This window comes from Pseudomonas sp. S2_F07, from assembly GCF_054668325.1.
In genome coordinates this window covers 2,166,514-2,179,950 of the sequence record NZ_CP162758.1, presented here as the reverse complement: position 1 = coordinate 2,179,950, position 13,437 = coordinate 2,166,514, and the positions used below count along the sequence as shown (strand labels likewise).

General features: G+C 55.7%; 10 protein-coding genes. 9 read left to right on the top strand and 1 reads right to left on the bottom strand.

What is annotated here, in order from left to right:
• The first annotated feature begins 11 nt into the window (after positions 1-11).
• From AB4O40_RS09630 to AB4O40_RS09605, 6 genes are all read left to right on the top strand, one after another.
• Complete coding sequence (locus tag AB4O40_RS09630; RefSeq protein WP_056727149.1) at positions 12-1,022, top strand: polysaccharide biosynthesis protein; 1,011 nt, start codon at positions 12-14, stop codon at positions 1,020-1,022.
• The gene (gene wecB, locus AB4O40_RS09625; protein ID WP_460054792.1) at positions 1,015-2,142 is read left to right on the top strand and encodes a non-hydrolyzing UDP-N-acetylglucosamine 2-epimerase; all 1,128 of its coding nucleotides are present in this window, start codon (positions 1,015-1,017) and stop codon (positions 2,140-2,142) included. The genes AB4O40_RS09630 and wecB overlap by 8 nt, the downstream gene beginning before the upstream one ends.
• A gap of 20 nt (positions 2,143-2,162) precedes the next feature.
• Positions 2,163-3,137: a UDP-glucose 4-epimerase family protein gene (locus AB4O40_RS09620; RefSeq protein ID WP_082563015.1), complete on the top strand. Its 975-nt coding sequence runs from the start codon at positions 2,163-2,165 to the stop codon at positions 3,135-3,137.
• Between the two features lie 52 nt (positions 3,138-3,189).
• Positions 3,190-4,215, top strand: coding sequence for an MraY family glycosyltransferase (locus AB4O40_RS09615; protein ID WP_460054794.1), 1,026 nt, complete (start codon positions 3,190-3,192; stop codon positions 4,213-4,215).
• Between the two features lie 103 nt (positions 4,216-4,318).
• Positions 4,319-6,313 carry a polysaccharide biosynthesis protein gene (locus tag AB4O40_RS09610; protein WP_223541091.1) on the top strand — a complete coding sequence of 665 codons (1,995 nt, stop codon included), beginning with the start codon at positions 4,319-4,321 and terminating at the stop codon, positions 6,311-6,313.
• Between the two features lie 113 nt (positions 6,314-6,426).
• The gene (locus AB4O40_RS09605) at positions 6,427-6,762 is read left to right on the top strand and encodes a ComEA family DNA-binding protein (protein ID WP_223541090.1); all 336 of its coding nucleotides are present in this window, start codon (positions 6,427-6,429) and stop codon (positions 6,760-6,762) included.
• Between the two features lie 99 nt (positions 6,763-6,861).
• On the opposite strand, the gene AB4O40_RS09600 is transcribed toward AB4O40_RS09605, so the two are convergent.
• A complete protein-coding gene (locus AB4O40_RS09600) occupies positions 6,862-8,628 on the bottom strand; it encodes a calcium-binding protein (RefSeq protein ID WP_409078911.1) in 1,767 nt (588 codons plus the stop codon).
• A gap of 289 nt (positions 8,629-8,917) precedes the next feature.
• Here AB4O40_RS09600 and AB4O40_RS09595 point away from each other — a divergent pair, with 289 nt between their 5' ends.
• The 3 genes from AB4O40_RS09595 (at position 8,918) to AB4O40_RS09585 (ending at position 13,401) form a co-directional block, all read left to right on the top strand.
• On the top strand, positions 8,918-10,660 hold the full coding sequence (locus AB4O40_RS09595) for a type I secretion system permease/ATPase (protein ID WP_056727443.1): 1,743 nt from the start codon (positions 8,918-8,920) through the stop codon (positions 10,658-10,660).
• A gap of 13 nt (positions 10,661-10,673) precedes the next feature.
• Positions 10,674-11,996 carry an HlyD family type I secretion periplasmic adaptor subunit gene (locus AB4O40_RS09590; protein ID WP_056727143.1) on the top strand — a complete coding sequence of 441 codons (1,323 nt, stop codon included), beginning with the start codon at positions 10,674-10,676 and terminating at the stop codon, positions 11,994-11,996.
• Between the two features lie 82 nt (positions 11,997-12,078).
• Positions 12,079-13,401, top strand: coding sequence for a TolC family outer membrane protein (locus AB4O40_RS09585; RefSeq protein WP_056727441.1), 1,323 nt, complete (start codon positions 12,079-12,081; stop codon positions 13,399-13,401).
• Positions 13,402-13,437: the final 36 nt, after the last annotated feature.

Sequence of the window (13,437 nt, the reverse complement as noted above, 5' to 3'; positions counted from 1 at the left end):
GGAAGGTCGTTATGTTCGATAATAAAGTTTTGATGATCACGGGCGGTACCGGCTCGTTTGGCCATACGGTGTTGAAGCGTTTCCTGGATACCGACGTAAAAGAAATTCGCGTATTCAGCCGTGACGAGAAAAAGCAGGAAGATATGCGCATTGCCTTGTCGAACGACAAAGTGAAGTTCTATATCGGTGACGTACGTGATCGCGATAGCCTTGACCAGGCTATGGTGGGGGTGGACTACATTTTCCACGCCGCCGCGCTGAAGCAGGTGCCTTCCTGCGAGTTTTACCCAATGGAAGCGGTGCGTACCAACGTCATGGGTACCGAAAACGTTCTGAATGCGGCCATCGCTTCGGGTGTACAGCGCGTTGTTGTGCTCAGCACCGACAAGGCTGTTTATCCGATCAATGCGATGGGTATTTCCAAGGCCATGGCTGAGAAGCTGATGGTTGCCAAGTCGCGGATGATTCCCGCGACAGGTCCGGTGATCTGCGCAACCCGCTACGGTAACGTCATGGCATCCCGTGGTTCGGTGATCCCGCTGTTCATCAATCAGCTGCAGAGCGGCGAGCCGCTGACTGTCACCGACCCGAACATGACACGCTTCCTGATGTCGCTCGAGGATTCTGTCGATCTGGTTCTGCATGCGTTCGAGCACGCCGAGCAAGGTGATATTTTCGTCCAGAAAGCACCTGCCTCGACAGTGGCGGACCTGGCGCAAGCGCTCAAGGAACTGTTCGCCCGTGACAATGCCGTCAAGGTCATTGGTACTCGCCACGGCGAAAAACTCTACGAGTCGCTGATCTCTCGTGAAGAAATGGCCAAGGCCGAAGACATGGGACGCTACTACCGTATTCCTTCGGACAATCGCGACCTTAACTACAAGAAGTTTTTTGTTGAGGGCGAACAGGAGATTTCCGATCTCGACGACTACACCTCCCACAACACTGAGCGTCTTGATGTAGAGGGCGTGAAGAAAGTTCTGTTGAATCTGGAATACATTCAGGAGCAACTTGATGCTTAAGGTCATGACGCTGGTTGGTACGCGACCAGAACTTATCAAGATGAGCCGCGTTATTGCCGAGCTTGATAAGCAGGTTAATCATGTATTGGTTCACTCGGGCCAAAACTACGACTTCGAATTGAATCAGGTTTTTTTCGATGATCTCGAAATTCGTAAACCTGATTACTTTCTGGGTGCCGCCGGTGATACCGCAGCCAAGACCATTGCCGAAGTGATTTCGAAGGCGGATGAAGTATTCGAGGCTGAAAAGCCTGATGCGCTTCTGCTCTATGGCGATACCAATACCTGCCTGGCCGTCATTGCTGCCAAGCGTCGGAAGATTCCGGTGTTCCACATGGAGGCCGGTAACCGCTGCTTTGACCAGCGCGTCCCTGAAGAACTGAATCGCAAGGTGCTCGATCACCTCAGCGATATCAACATGGTCCTCACCGAGCATGCCCGGCGTTACCTGATCGCGGAAGGGATTCGTCCTGAAACCATCATCAAGACCGGGTCGCACATGGAGGAGGTGCTCGACTATTACATGCCGAAAATCCTCACCTCCAACGTGCTGGCACGAGAAGGCCTGGAGCAGGACAAGTTCTTCATCATCAGCGCCCACCGTGAAGAAAACGTCGATACGCCGGAGAATCTTCGCGACTTGCTCAAAACGCTGCGAGCCCTGGCGGACAAGTATCAGTACCCCATCATCGTTTCCACGCATCCTCGTACCCGCAAGCGTCTGGAAGCGATCGGGGAATCGCTGGACCACCCTCTGATTCGCTTCTCGAAGCCATTCGGCCTGCTCGACTACATCAAGTTGCAGATGTCGGCGTTCTGCGTACTGTCCGACAGCGGCACCATCACCGAGGAAGCCTCTCTTCTGAATTTGCCTGCCATTACCATTCGTAATGCGCACGAGCGTCCGGAGGGGATGGACGAAGGCACTCTCATCATGAGTGGCCTGAAAGTCGAGGGCGTTCTCGATGCCGTACGTGTGGTAACCAGCCAGCATGATCGTACCCAGCGTGTTATCCCGGTTGTGAGGGATTACCAGGCAGGGCCTGTGTCGAAGCAGGTAGTTCGGGTCGTGTTGAGTTACACCGACTACATCAATCGTACTGTCTGGTCGAAATCCTGAGCGTCGTCGAGGTTTGAAAAATGCGTGTTTTATTGACAGGTGCTACGGGTTTCGTTGGTCGTGCGGTATTGGGTCGTTTAGCGGCCTCTGACGACCTGGAACCGGTGGCAGCCATTCGTGGGCACGCCCTGCCTGACTGTCCTTCGCGCGTTACTACCGTTCGAACCGCCGGGCTCAGTGCTGATACCGACTGGTCGCAGGCGCTGGATCAAGTGGAGGTTGTCATTCATGGCGCGGCTCGCGTTCACGTCATGAATGACACCGAATCCGATCCGCTGGAGGCGTTTCGCAAGGTGAATGTCGAAGGCACGCTAAGCCTAGCAAGGCAAGCCGCCGCGCTGGGTATTCGTCGCTTCGTGTTCATCAGTTCGATCAAGGTCAATGGCGAAGGTACGCCGATCAATCAGCCGTACTTCGCCGACGCGACACCCGCGCCTGGCGATCCGTATGGCATTTCGAAAATGGAGGCCGAGCAGGGGCTGCGAGAGATTGCTGGCGTCAGCGGGATGGAAGTGGTCATCATCCGTCCGGTGCTCGTTTACGGCCCGGGTGTGAGAGCCAACTTTCTGAATATGATGCGTTGGCTGGACAAGGGCATTCCCTTGCCGTTCGGGGCTATCCATAATCGGCGCAGCCTGGTCGCGCTCGAAAACCTGTCCGATCTGATCGTCACCTGTATCCGTCATCCAGCCGCCGCCAATCAGACCTTTCTCGTCAGCGATGGTGAGGACTTGTCCACGACACAGTTGCTGACGCGGATGGCGCAGGCATTGGGTAAACCTGCACGCTTGTTGCCTGTGCCGAGCATATTGCTTGAGCGGGGGGCGCAACTTCTGGGCAAACAGGCTTTGTCGCAACGACTGTGCGGATCGTTGCAGGTCGATATCAGCAAAACTCGAGAATTGCTGGGTTGGGCTCCTCCGGTCAGCGTCGATGAGGCGCTTGCGTCGACTGCCAATCACTACAAGGAAAGCCAGCGCCAAGCTGGCTTATGACAGTGCCGGTTCAATTGCAGAATTGATTTTGGCTGTTTCAGGAAGTTGACCTTTGAACACAATATGGTTGTTGGCGTTGGTGGTGGGTGTTTCATTCTTGGGCACAGGTGCATTGCGCAAATACGCATTGGCACGCAGCTTGATAGATATTCCTAATGCGCGTAGTTCACATTCGGTTCCGACCCCCCGGGGTGGTGGTGTGGCTATCGTCCTGAGTTTTCTGATTGCGCTGCCTGTCCTGGCCTGGACAGATGCGCTCGCCTGGCCGATGGCGCTGGCTCTGCTGGGGGCTGGCGGCTGGATCGCAATCGTTGGTTTTCTCGACGACCATGGGCATATCGCCGCGCGTTGGCGCCTGCTTGCGCATTTCGGTGGTGCCATCTGGGCATTGTTCTGGATTGGGGGGATGGCTCCGATCAATATGTTCGGTTTCGAGTTCAGTCTCGGCTGGTTCGGTTATGTCATCGCCGCGTTCTATCTGGTCTGGATGCTCAACCTCTACAACTTCATGGATGGCATTGATGGTCTGGCCAGCGTCGAGGCGATTTGCGCCTGTGTCGGTGCTTGCCTGGTCTACTGGATCGCAGGCCACACCAGCCTCGCCATTGCGCCGCTTGTACTGGCGATGGCCGTATCGGGTTTCCTTGCCTGGAATTTCCCGCCCGCGAAGATCTTCATGGGCGATGCAGGCAGTGGTTTTCTGGGGATCGTGTTGGCGGTGATGTCGCTTCATGCGGCATGGACGAATCCACTGTTTCTCTGGGCCTGGCTCATTTTGTTGGGCGTCTTTATTGTTGATGCGACCTTTACCCTCATTCGTCGGCTGTTGCGCGGGGATAAGGTTTATGAGGCCCATCGCAGCCATGGATACCAGTATGCTTCACGAAAATATGGCAGCCATCGGGCGGTCACGCTGGCAATCGCTGCAATCAATTTGTTGTGGTTAGTACCAGTGGCTATATTGGTCGTCCTGCAATATCTCGATGGCGTGGCGGGGTTGGTCCTGGCCTACGTGCCTCTGGTGTTGCTGGCTTTCAGGTTTCACGCAGGCGAGTTGGAAATCGCTGGCAAGGCGTGATGGGCGCATTGGTTTTTGAGTATTGCTTTATCGGCAAGTGAGTTACCGAAAGCTGTAGTTGCTGTATCAATGCTAGGAGCTTCGAGAGGTGTTTAGAGGGGTTATGGATAAGATTCGGGCAAGGTTGTTAAGTCTGCCAAGACGACATAAACGTATTCTGCAGGTTCTGACGGATATTTTGTTGGTCTGGTTTGCCCTGTGGATGGCGTTTGTCGTGCGTCTTGGGCTGGACGAGTTGATCAACCCGTTCACTCAGCACGTCTGGCTTTTTGTCAGTACACCTGTCATTGCCATTCCTCTTTTCGTCCGCTTTGGCATGTACCGTGCTGTCATGCGTTACTTTGGAAATGACGCGCTGATTGCCATTATCAAGGCAGTGACACTGTCATCCTTGATACTTGGCGTTGTAGTGTACTGGTACAGCAATCATCAAAACGTTGTTCCTCGTTCGATCATTTTCAACTATTGGTGGTTGAGCCTGATCATGGTCGGCGGATTACGCTTGGCCATGCGCCAGTATTTCATGGGCGACTGGTTCAGCGCAGCTCAGCATGTCCCGTTCACCAGCAGGGATGATGGTCTGCCGAAAGTGGCCATCTACGGCGCGGGAGCCGCGGGTAATCAACTGGTTGCTGCATTGCGGATGGGGCGCGTCATGCGGCCTGTTGCTTTTATCGATGACGATAGCGGTATCGCCGACAGGGTGATCTCCGGGTTGCAGGTGTACACGCCCAAGCACATCCAGCAGATGATCGACAACACGGGCGCTCAGGAAATTCTCCTCGCCATTCCATCGTCCAACCGTGGGCGCCGTCGCGAGATTCTCGGGTTTCTCGAAGGCTTTCCGTTACACGTTCGAAGCGTCCCGGGTTTCATGGACCTGGCAAGCGGCCGGGTCAAGGTCGATGATATCCAGGAAGTGGACATCGCAGACCTGCTCGGGCGTGACGCAGTCCCGGCCCAGGCTGATTTGCTCGAACATTGCATCACAGGGCAGTCCGTGCTGGTCACGGGCGCCGGGGGCTCCATTGGCTCCGAGCTTTGCCGGCAGATTCTGACGCTGCGTCCGACAACGCTTCTACTGTTCGAACACAGTGAGTTCAATCTTTATTCCATCTTGTCCGAACTGGAGCAGCGGATCGCTCGAGAGTCGCTGTCCATCCGTCTTTTACCGATTCTCGGGTCGGTTCGTAACCCGGACAAGTTACTGGATGTCATGAAAACCTGGCGAGTAGACACGGTATATCACGCCGCGGCCTACAAGCATGTACCCATGGTCGAACACAACATTGCCGAAGGCGTGCTCAATAATGTGATAGGCACGCTCAATACGGCCCAGGCCGCGCTCCAGGCAGGGGTGGCCAACTTTGTACTGATTTCCACCGACAAGGCTGTGCGACCAACCAATGTCATGGGTAGCACCAAGCGCCTTGCCGAGTTGACGTTGCAAGCGCTGAGTCGTGAGTTGGCCCCGGTGTTGTTCGGTGATACGGGTAATGTTTCCCGTGTGAACAAAACGCGCTTCACGATGGTACGGTTTGGTAACGTCCTGGGATCGTCGGGTTCGGTCATTCCGTTGTTTCACAAGCAGATCAAGTCGGGCGGCCCGCTGACGGTCACACATCCGAAGATCACGCGATACTTCATGACCATTCCTGAAGCGGCACAGCTGGTGATTCAGGCTGGCTCCATGGGGCAGGGTGGTGATGTCTTTGTCCTGGACATGGGCGAGCCGGTGAGGATCGTCGAACTGGCCGAGAAGATGATCCATTTGTCCGGCCTGAGCGTGCGCTCGGAAAAAAACCTGCATGGCGACATCGCTATCGAGTTCACCGGGCTGCGTCCGGGCGAGAAGCTTTACGAAGAGCTGCTGATCGGTGACAACGTGGCGGCCACCCAGCACCCGATGATCATGACGGCCAACGAGGACCACCTGTCCTGGGATTTGCTGAAGGGCAAGTTGACCGAGTTGCTCGCCGCCGTGGACCAGGACGACTACACGCGCGTCCGCCAACTGTTGCGTGACACTGTCAGCGGCTACACCCCGGACGGTGAGATCGTCGACTGGATCTACCAGCAGCGCCGCCTGGAACCCTGATTGTTTCATATCCAGTAACGTACACATTTTTGACAGTTCAATAGCATCGCCTAAGTTTGGAGAGCAGCCTCGGAAAAAGCTGCTTTCCCAAACGATGGCATGGAGCTTCACTAATGCGTACAAGCAGTTTCTACTCTCTGGTATTCGCCCTTCTCACCAGCGTCTCTGTTACGGCAAGCGCCGCGCCTGTCAAGGCACCTGAGGTGACGAGTGCGCCTCTGGTGCAGGATGTGGCCGCGAAGGCACCATCCGGCAAAGTCGATCTCAATAGTGCTGATGTACCTACGCTGCAACGTGAGCTGGCTGGGGTGGGCGAGGCCAAGGCGAAAGCGATTGTTGCTTATCGTGAAAGTAATGGTGCGTTTGCGTCAGTTGACGAATTGCTGGAGGTGAAGGGGATCGGCAAAGCGCTTCTGGATAGAAATCGCGACAGGGTCGAGGTGAACTAGCGGGTTGATCAAGCAAAAAAAGGCCGATCATTGATCGGCCTTTTTCTGTAGCGGGATTCATGCCCGGCGGTACAACCCGTTGTTGTCGGTCATCCGCATTCAGGCAAAGAACAGGTCGGTATTGTTCAGCAAGGTGGTCTGGCCAAGTAGCGTGATGTTGCCACCGTGAGCGCCATCACCCGCGGTGTCGAAGGTCACAACCAGCCCGTTGTCTTGCAGCGTTTGCGTCACTGTCTTGGTGGTCGTCCAGCCATAGATATACAGGGTGTCTTCACCTTGTTTGAAGTCCTGGATGGTGTCCGCGCCTGAGCCTGCGTTGAATACGAAAACATCTCGCCCTTTTCCGCCAATCAAGAGGTCGTTGCCGGTGCCACCGACGATGAAGTCGCTGCCGTTTCCTCCAGCCAACACGTCGTTACCATCTTGGCCGTATAGCGAGCAATTTGCATCCGAGTGAGACTGGATGATGTCATTGCCACTGTTTACTCCGCTGGTGCTGCCAGCCAGTTCTGCGCCCTGTGTGCCGACGTAGAGGATTTTGTCTGCTGCATTGCCACCGTAGATTTTATCGGCGTAGCCGGAACCAGGATTGCCAGCGACAGCCGTTGTGTTGAAGCCTTTGAGCGGGTCAGCGTTGAAAACAAACGTAGTGTCGTTGGTGGTGAGCAGCGTCGTACGGCCTTCGATCAGCATCCCGCCATCAAAACGTGCATCGCCATCGGTGTCATAGCGAAGATAGACGCCGTCCGAGGTCAGCTTCTGGTCAATCCTGAAATTGAACTCTTTTTCCGAAATTTGCGTACGGCCGGTGCCGCCGGTGCCGCTGACGCCGAGGAAAACCAGTCGATCGGCACCTACACCGAAGCTGTCGATGGTGTCGTTGAAGCCATCGCCCTTCGAAAACGCGTACTGGTCTGCACCGTAACCACCAGACATGTAATCATCACCAGTGCCGCCGACCAGAAGATCTGCCAATTGCCCGCCAATCAGGACGTCATTGCCCTCATTACCGTAAAGTTGACCGCCGGAAAAGCGTAGCGCGAGCGTGTCATTGCCCGCTCCACCGATGAGCGTAGCGAACACCGGGCTGAGTGAACTGCCATCATATGAAATGAAGTCAGCACTCGAGGTGCCGGTGACTGTGGCTCTCCCGTTGTTGGTGACGGCGTTGCTATCTGTAAGATGCGTGGCGGTCAGATCGCCAACACCGCTTGCTACCGTATAGTCAAAGACGCCGCTCAGAGAGTTGGCAATGCTGGCAAGCAAGGTATCACTCAGACTGTCGTTACTGGTATAGAGCTTATGCTCCGTTGTGATTATTTGCGCAGCATATAGATTAGCTAGGCGCAAGGCTTCTGCACCTGTCTCCGACCATCCGGATTCAGTTGCATTATTAGGGATGAAGTATTCAACGTCGTCTGCATTCATCATGTCCTTGACACCGACACGCTCGCCCGTGCGAACGTCGGTGTAATAGACGTTATAGTCCGCGTCCTGGATTTCCCACTTGTTGGTTGTGGTATTAAAAATTTCAAGGTACGTATGCCCCTGAAAGTACCCTTGGGTGTCTGAGTACGTCCAGATGGTGCGTTTTTGCAGGCCAAGTTCCGCGCACAGGCCGCTGAATACGTTAACCATATTGCCGCACAGAAGTTCTGCGCGTTCGGCAGTCGGATCGCCTGTGACGGTTTTGTAGATTTGCTCGGCGGTATAGAAAGGGTCATTGCCGTGGGCAACCCACCAGGCTCCATCCGAGTGAGTTGTATTGGTGGCCAATAGTTCGCGGGCGACGTCTTGCAGCAATGCGCCGGTTGCCGCAGCTTCTTCCCGGACGATATCGGCGAGTAAAGAAAAATAATTGATCAAAAGTGACTCCATGTTGATTGGGTGGCCGCTCCCGATATCCGAATCGTTCTGCAAACGGCGTTACTGGCCAAAATTTCACATATGTTACAGTTCTTTGGCCAGTATGTTAAAGAAGCATTATCAACTATAGCGCAATTATAAATCTCCAGAGATCAAGGACCCGCGCGGCTCGTCGACTGCATTGCAACGCCAGGATGCTGGCAATTTCATTCTGCAAGCCGTGCTCAGGTGATACACTCGCGCGCCCCGCAACGCCCGATCAACACACCAGGTTGTCAGTTCCCAGATGATACGCAGTACACCCGAAAACAGCCTGCAAGTAGCCCTGAGGGCCTGCAGGAGCAGCTTTATATCGGTGGGTTTTTTCAGTCTGTTCATCAATGCACTGATGTTGGTCCCGACCTTCTACATGCTTCAGGTCTACGGGCGGGTCGTCACGGGCGGCAGCCTGACGACGCTGGCCATGTTGACCATTATCCTGACCTTCCTGCTCGTGACGATGGGTCTGCTGGAGTGGGTACGTTCGCGGATCATGGTTCGCGTCAGCACCAGGCTCGACGTGTTGCTTGGCCGCGATGTCTACAGGGCCAGTTTCAAGCGGGCCCTGGACAGCGGTGGCATGGATGCGTCGGCCCAGTCGCTCAGCGACCTGACCGGGCTGCGCCAGTTCATGTCCGGGAACGGTCTGTTCGCGTTTTTCGATGCGCCGTGGCTGCCGATCTATATCGCAGTGCTGTTCCTGTTTCACCCCTGGTACGGCTGGACGGCAATCGGTTGTGCGGTGGTTTTGCTGGCGTTGGCCAGTATCAATGAGCGATCCACGGGCAAAGTTCTGGCAGAGGCCAACAAGCAGAGCATTGGTGCGACGCTGCATACCACCAAGAACTTGCGCAATGCCGAAGTGATCGAGTCCATGGGCATGCTTGACTCACTCATGTCACGCTGGAGTCTGCGTCAAAAGAACGTGCTGCTGTTGCAGTCCCGAGCCAGCGATCGCAGCGGGATCATCACATCGATATCCAAGACTTTCCGTTTGCTTGTTCAATCTCTGATCCTTGGCCTTGGTGCTTATCTGGCAGTCAGCCATGAGATCAGCCCCGGGCTGGTGATTGCAGGCTCCGTGTTGTTGGGTCGAGCGCTGGCGCCGCTGGACCTGATGATCGGCAGTTGGAAGGGGTTCATCTCTGCCCGTTCACAATACGCGCGCCTGAACAGCGTTCTCGACCAGCAAAATGCCGAACCTGAGCGTATGCAATTACCCGCTCCAATCGGCCATGTGACGGTAGAGAACCTCACGCTGGGTGCTCCGGGATCAAGAAGCCCGATCATCAAAGGCATCGGCTTCAACGCGCCAGCAGGCGCGATGATCGGTGTTGTCGGCCCTAGCGCCTCCGGCAAGTCGACGCTTGGCAAGGCCTTGATGGGTGTGTGGAAGCCACAGAATGGGGTCGTTCGTCTGGATAGCGCCGATATTGCCAATTGGGACAAAAGCCAATTGGGGCCGCACCTTGGGTATTTGCCGCAAGACATTGAATTGTTCGAAGGCACTATCAGCGACAACATCGCGCGTTTCGGTGTCGTTGATCCGGACCAGGTGGTGCTGGCGGCCAGGACCGCCAGTGTCCATGAAATGATTCTGATGCTGCCCAATGGCTACGATACGGTCATCGGCGAGGGGGGCATCAATCTGTCGGGTGGGCAACGTCAGCGTATCGGACTGGCCCGGGCACTCTATGGCAGCCCGCGGCTTATCGTTCTGGATGAGCCGAACGCTCATCTGGACGAAGTTGGCGAGCGTGCACTGGCGTTGGCGCTGCAACAGTTGAAACTCACGGGGGCGACGGTCTTCGTCATCGCCCACCGGACCTCGATCCTGGCCCAGCTCGACCGCTTGCTGGTGATGAACGCTGGCACCATCAGCCTGTATGGCCCGCGGGATCAGGTCCTCGCACAACTCAATGCGCCTCAATTGGCCGCTCAGCAGAAGCCGGCTGCCCGGGCCGGCACAGACGTCGCGTCGACCGACGTTTGACAGGAAACTCTCGATGAACCGTACGCTCGCTACTCCTGCCGATACTTTCGCAGATCTGCCCACGTCCGACAGATCCGTACGCCGAACAGGATTTTTCATTGTATTGGTGACGTTCGGCCTGTTCGGCGGGTGGGCGACGTTTGCCCCACTTGATGGCGCGGCCTACGCGCCGGGCGTCGTTACCGTGCAAACGTATCGCAAGACCGTGCAGCATCTGGAGGGCGGCATCGTCAAGGATCTGCTTGCCCATGACGGCGATGTGGTGAAGAAGGGCGACCCGATCATCGTTCTCGATGACGCTCAATTGCGCTCCGAATACGAGATGACCCGTAGCCAGTTGATCGCTGCCAGGACGGCCGAGGCGCGGTTGCTCGCCGAGCGCGATAACCTTCCGACAATTGCCTTCCCGAGCGATATCAATTCCGATAGTCAGCGCAGTGTCGAGGCGCGTTTCGGCGAGACTCAGGTATTCAACGCGCGGCGTAGCTCGCGACTTGGGCAAATCTCGGTCCTGCAAGAGCGCATTGGTCAGTTGAACCAGCAAATCAAGGGAACCGACACCATGATCGGTACCAAGACCAGCTTGCAGGAATCCTACAGCGGCGAAATTGCCGAGTTGAAAGAGTTGCTGGCCCAGGGTTTTGTCGACAAACAGCGGATGCTGGAACAGGCGCGCAAGCTGGACTTGCTCAAGTCTGAGGTGGCGGATCACCGCTCGACAAATATCAAGACCAGGTTGCAGATCAACGAAACCCAGTTGCAGATCCTGCAGATCGACAAAGACTTCAACGCCGACGTTACCAAGCAGTTGGCAGAGACCCAGACCAAGGCCTACGACCTGCAGGAAAAAGCCTCGGCGCTGGAGGATCGCCTGAGCAGGGTGATTATTCGCGCTCCGGAAGACGGGATGGTGATTGGCATGACGGTCCACACCATCGGTGGCGTTGTGCGACCCGCAACGCCCTTGCTGGATATCGTTCCATCCGTTTCCGACCTGGTGGTCGAGGCACAGGTCTCACCCAATGACATCGACCGAATCGCTATCGGCAAGTTGGCGGACATTCGCTTCAGTGCCTTTAACACGGCCACGACACCGGTCATCGAAGGTCGAGTGACGAGTGTATCCGGCGATCGCTTGATCAACGAGAAAACCAGTGCACCGTACTATCTGGCCCGCATCAGCGTGACAGGGGAGGGCGCGCGGAAACTGGGAGATCGCAAGTTGTTGGCGGGCATGCCGGCAGACGTATTGATCAACACCGGAGAGCGCACCATGCTGCAATACCTGATGCAGCCGGCACGTGACGTTATTGCCCAGTCAATGATCGAGGAGTGATCGTGCGTCTGATTCCCTGCCTGGTTTTGGGTTCAATGGCATTGCCTGTCCACGCCGCTGAAGTTCCCACCGCCCCCCCTCTATCACTACGCCGCAAACAGCTTCGGTCAGTAAACAGAGCTACTCGGTCGACTTGATGCAGTTGTACCGCGAGTCGCGCCTGGAAGACCCACGGGTGATCTCCTCTTACTCCAAGGCTCAATCCGGGGTCGAGCAGCAAAACCAGGCGTTTGGCAGTCTGTTGCCTTCAGTGACGGCCAACGCGGGTTTCAACCGGATCAAACAGTCCAACCTTCAAATCGACGAGGCCTACGACAGTCGCAACTATTCGGTGGGGTTGACCCAACCGTTGTACAACAAGGCTGCCTGGGAAAACTACCAGCGCTATAAAAGCCTGGCAAAGCAGGCTGACTCCGAATCAAAAGAGGCTCAGGCCGAGGCCACTGTGGATCTTGCACAGCGATATTTTGCCGCGCTGGCTGCCGATGATGAACTTGAATTGGTGCGGGCCGAACGCAGGGCTACCCAGAAGAACCTCGACAGGGTCAGTGCGCTTTACAGCAAACAGTTGGCGATGGTGACCGATTTGCTGGATCTCCAGGCCCGAGTTGATTCGCTGGCGGCCCAGGAAGTCGAAGCGCGTAACCAGTCCAGCCTGAGCCGTGTTGCGTTGTCGGAAATTATCGGACGGCCGGTCAAAGAGAAACTGAGTCGTGTGCGTAATGACGTCGAATTGAAAGTGTCTGCCGAAAGCCTGGAAAGTTGGGTCAATTTGGCGATCGCCGACAATCCGGCGATCAAGGCCAGCGAAAATGCACAGGACGCAGCAGAGGCTGCCCTGCGCGAAGGTAAGGGCGGGCACTATCCCACGGTCAATCTGAACCTGAGTGCGCAGCAGACCAATGAAGGCTACAACAATTCGTTGGCGCCACAGACCGACAGCTATGTCGCGGGTGTGGGAGTACAGATTCCGATCTATAGCGGTGGCACGACATCCGCGCGGGTAAGGCAGCTGTATCAGGATCAGCTCACCGCAGAACAGCAATTGGTCGCGACGCGCCGCCAGGTGGTCAAGGAAACGACAAACGCGTATTTGACTGCAGACTCAAGCGTGGAAAAGATCCACGCAAACCGCAATGCACTGGCCTCGGCCGAGCAATCGCGCATTGCGGCTGAAAAAGCATTTACCTATGGCGTGGTTAATGCCGTGGATGTTTTGACCGCGGTACAGAATGAATTCAAGGCACGTCGCGATCTGCTCAAGACTCAATACGACTTTATAACCAACCTTTTTATCCTGAATCGCTGGGCCGGAAAGTTGTCGGAAGAAAGTGTCGAAAGCGTCAATCTCTGGTTGAGTGGAAATGATCAGGCGATCACTTCACCAGAGACGCTGCGGGAATAAGTTGCCGTCCGTTAAATGCTCTTTGCGTAGCTAAAG